The organism is Shigella sp. FJ200513, from assembly GCF_040495915.1.
Lineage (GTDB): Bacteria > Pseudomonadota > Gammaproteobacteria > Enterobacterales > Enterobacteriaceae > ECMA0423.
The window spans coordinates 1-3221 of the sequence record NZ_JBDYCV010000193.1 but is presented as its reverse complement, the minus strand read 5'-3'; the positions used below and the strand labels follow the sequence as shown (position 1 = coordinate 3221).

At 46.0% G+C, this 3221-nt stretch carries 5 protein-coding genes and 2 pseudogenes; 6 read left to right on the top strand and 1 reads right to left on the bottom strand.

The annotated features are described in order from the left end of the window. The first annotated feature begins 2 nt into the window (after positions 1-2). From ABZJ92_RS21165 to ABZJ92_RS21140, 6 genes and pseudogenes are all read left to right on the top strand, one after another. A complete protein-coding gene (locus ABZJ92_RS21165) occupies positions 3-59 on the top strand; it encodes an IS1 family transposase (protein WP_003032489.1) in 57 nt (18 codons plus the stop codon). Between the two features lie 15 nt (positions 60-74). Further along, positions 75-275 (top strand): annotated as a pseudogene (locus ABZJ92_RS21160) (PTS sugar transporter subunit IIB); the annotation flags it as partial. A 38-nt stretch (positions 276-313) separates the two neighbouring features. Continuing rightward, on the top strand, positions 314-1117 hold the full coding sequence (gene agaC / locus ABZJ92_RS21155) for a PTS galactosamine transporter subunit IIC (protein WP_000544494.1): 804 nt from the start codon (positions 314-316) through the stop codon (positions 1115-1117). Beyond that, a complete protein-coding gene (gene agaD, locus ABZJ92_RS21150; RefSeq protein ID WP_000534351.1) occupies positions 1107-1898 on the top strand; it encodes a PTS galactosamine transporter subunit IID in 792 nt (263 codons plus the stop codon). Before agaC ends, agaD begins: the two co-directional genes overlap by 11 nt. Further along, complete coding sequence (locus ABZJ92_RS21145) at positions 1899-2654, top strand: galactosamine-6-phosphate isomerase (RefSeq protein ID WP_001307409.1); 756 nt, start codon at positions 1899-1901, stop codon at positions 2652-2654. It begins immediately after the preceding gene. Between the two features lie 400 nt (positions 2655-3054). Further along, positions 3055-3147 (top strand): annotated as a pseudogene (locus tag ABZJ92_RS21140) (fimbrial protein); the annotation flags it as partial. A gap of 15 nt (positions 3148-3162) precedes the next feature. Here the strand turns inward: ABZJ92_RS21140 and ABZJ92_RS21135 are convergent. After that, the gene (locus ABZJ92_RS21135; protein WP_003032489.1) at positions 3163-3219 is read right to left on the bottom strand and encodes an IS1 family transposase; all 57 of its coding nucleotides are present in this window, start codon (positions 3217-3219) and stop codon (positions 3163-3165) included. Between the last annotated feature and the right edge of the window lie 2 nt (positions 3220-3221).

Genomic DNA, 3221 nt, shown 5'->3' with positions numbered 1-3221 from the left:
CGGTGGAGCTGCATGACAAGGTCATCGGGCATTATCTGAACATAAAACACTATCAGTAAGTTGGAGTCATTACCCGTAAATTGGTAGAAGGTGGCATTGACCTGAAAGATGTCAACGTCGGCAATATGCATTTCTCGGAAGGGAAAAAGCAAATCAGCAGTAAAGTTTATGTCGATGACCAGGATCTCGCGGACTTACGTTTTATTAAACAACGTGGCGTGAATGTTTTCATTCAGGACGTCCCTGGCGATCAAAAAGAACAAATCCCTGACTAAATCTAAAATCGCCTTAATATTGGTTTGAGGTAATAAAAATGCATGAAATAACCCTACTTCAGGGATTATCCCTAGCGGCGTTAGTTTTCGTTCTGGGGATTGATTTTTGGCTGGAAGCCTTATTTTTATTCCGCCCGATAATCGTTTGTACCCTAACTGGCGCTATTCTCGGTGATATTCAGACTGGCTTAATTACCGGTGGTCTGACAGAGTTGGCTTTCGCCGGATTAACCCCTGCAGGTGGTGTTCAGCCGCCCAACCCGATTATGGCGGGTCTGATGACCACCGTCATTGCATGGTCTACGGGCGTTGATGCCAAAACAGCAATTGGTCTTGGCCTGCCGTTTAGTTTGTTAATGCAGTACGTCATTCTGTTCTTCTATTCCGCTTTCTCATTATTTATGACCAAAGCCGATAAATGCGCGAAAGAGGCGGATACGGCAGCGTTTTCCCGGCTTAACTGGACAACGATGCTCATCGTCGCTTCAGCGTATGCGGTGATTGCTTTCCTCTGTACTTACCTGGCACAAGGGGCGATGCAGGCGCTGGTGAAAGCGATGCCCGCCTGGTTGACCCACGGCTTTGAAGTGGCTGGCGGTATTCTGCCTGCCGTTGGTTTTGGCTTGCTGCTGCGCGTAATGTTCAAAGCGCAATATATCCCTTACCTGATCGCCGGTTTCCTGTTTGTTTGCTACATCCGGGTCAGCAACCTGTTGCCGGTTGCCGTACTGGGCGCAGGCTTTGCGGTGTATGAGTTTTTCAATGCGAAATCCCGGCAGCAAGCGCAACCGCAGCCCGTTGCCAGTAAAAATGAAGAAGAGGACTACAGCAATGGGATCTGAAATCAGTAAAAAAGATATCACCCGTCTGGGCTTTCGTTCGTCGCTGCTGCAAGCGAGCTTTAACTACGAAAGGATGCAGGCGGGCGGTTTTACCTGGGCGATGTTGCCGATCCTGAAAAAGATTTATAAGGACGACAAACCGGGCTTAAGCGCGGCGATGAAAGATAACCTCGAATTTATTAATACCCACCCGAATCTGGTCGGATTCCTGATGGGGTTATTAATTTCGATGGAAGAAAAAGGAGAAAACCGCGACACCATTAAAGGCCTCAAAGTGGCACTGTTTGGCCCAATCGCCGGGATTGGCGATGCGATTTTCTGGTTTACTTTGTTGCCGATTATGGCGGGAATTTGCTCATCATTTGCCAGCCAGGGAAACCTGCTGGGGCCGATTCTATTTTTCGCCGTTTACCTGCTTATCTTTTTCCTGCGCGTCGGCTGGACCCACGTCGGTTATTCAGTCGGCGTGAAGGCGATCGATAAAGTGCGAGAGAACTCGCAGATGATTGCTCGCTCGGCAACCATCCTCGGGATCACGGTAATCGGCGGGCTGATCGCTTCGTATGTGCATATTAACGTGGTGACATCGTTTGCCATCGACAGTACCCACAGCGTCGCGCTGCAACAGGATTTCTTCGATAAAGTCTTCCCGAACATTTTACCGATGGCCTACACCCTGCTGATGTATTACTTCCTGCGGGTGAAAAAAGCGCATCCGGTGCTGTTAATCGGCGTGACTTTTGTGCTCTCTATTGTTTGTTCCGCATTCGGCATTTTGTAAATGGAACGAGGCACTGCTTCTGGCGGTGCCTCTTTACTTAAGGAATTTCATCCTGTGCAAACCCTTCAGCAAGTTGAAAACTATACGGCGTTAAGTGAACGAGCCAGCGAATATTTATTGGCTGTGATCCGTAGCAAACCGGATGCCGTGATTTGCCTGGCGACCGGAGCCACGCCATTACTGACGTATCATTATCTGGTAGAAAAAATCCACCAGCAGCAGGTTGATATCAGCCAGCTCACCTTCGTGAAGCTCGACGAATGGGTGGATCTGCCATTAACGATGCCTGGCACCTGCGAAACTTTCCTACAACAGCATATCGTGCAGCCGCTGGGGCTACGTGAAGACCAGCTCATCAGCTTTCGCTCCGAAGAGATAAATGAGACAGAGTGCGAACGGGTAACGAACCTGATTGCGCGCAAAGGCGGTCTGGATTTATGCGTTCTCGGATTGGGGAAAAACGGTCATCTTGGGCTGAACGAACCGGGAGAAAGCCTACAACCGGCCTGCCATATCAGTCAACTTGATGCCAGAACACAGCAACATGAGATGTTAAAAACCACGGGTCGCCCCGTGACTCGTGGGATCACCTTAGGCCTGAAGGATATTCTCAATGCCCGCGAGGTTTTGTTATTGGTGACTGGCGAAGGAAAGCAGGATGCGACAGAACGTTTTCTCACGGCTAAAGTCTCCACCGCTATCCCGGCTTCATTTTTATGGCTGCACAGTAACTTTATTTGTTTAATTAATACCTAACCAGATGAAAAATTTGCTCAAAATTTTTAAATTAACTTATTCAACAGTCACGCATTATATTAAATAACATTTGACTGGGTTGAACATAACGCCAATAGCAAAAGGAGTTATGTTCAACAATTTAATTTTAGATATACATATAACTTGTTCTATTAATAAATCACCTCGTATTCTGACTCGGCCCCTGGCGCAGCAAAGTCAGGCATTTATACTCTTTTTAACACATAGAAAATTCATATCAATATAATAAAAACATAAAATATTTGCATATACATATAATCTTAAAGTTTAGTCTATTTAATGTTCAATGAAATATTTCTACCTGTATAATCTTTAAAGATGTTGAACATATATTCACATTAAATATGATTATGTACTTGTTACAAGGATAAGGTTATAAATGAATAAAGTTACAAAAACAGCTATTGTGGGCTTACTTGCGCTTTTCGCAGGTAATGCCGCTGCAACCGATGGTGAAATAGTTTTTGATGGCGGTAATGACTCCAACTTACTGATAGTGTTTTATGTTCAGATAATGCCCGATGACCTTGTCATGCAGCTCCACCG

Excerpts from the sequence above, each read along its gene's own strand:
- agaD (WP_000534351.1), top strand. The coding sequence starts at position 1,107 with ATGGGATCTGAAATCAGTAAAAAAGATATCACCCGTCTGGGCTTTCGT.
- ABZJ92_RS21145 (WP_001307409.1), top strand. The coding sequence starts at position 1,899 with ATGGAACGAGGCACTGCTTCTGGCGGTGCCTCTTTACTTAAGGAATTT.
- agaC (WP_000544494.1), top strand. The coding sequence starts at position 314 with ATGCATGAAATAACCCTACTTCAGGGATTATCCCTAGCGGCGTTAGTT.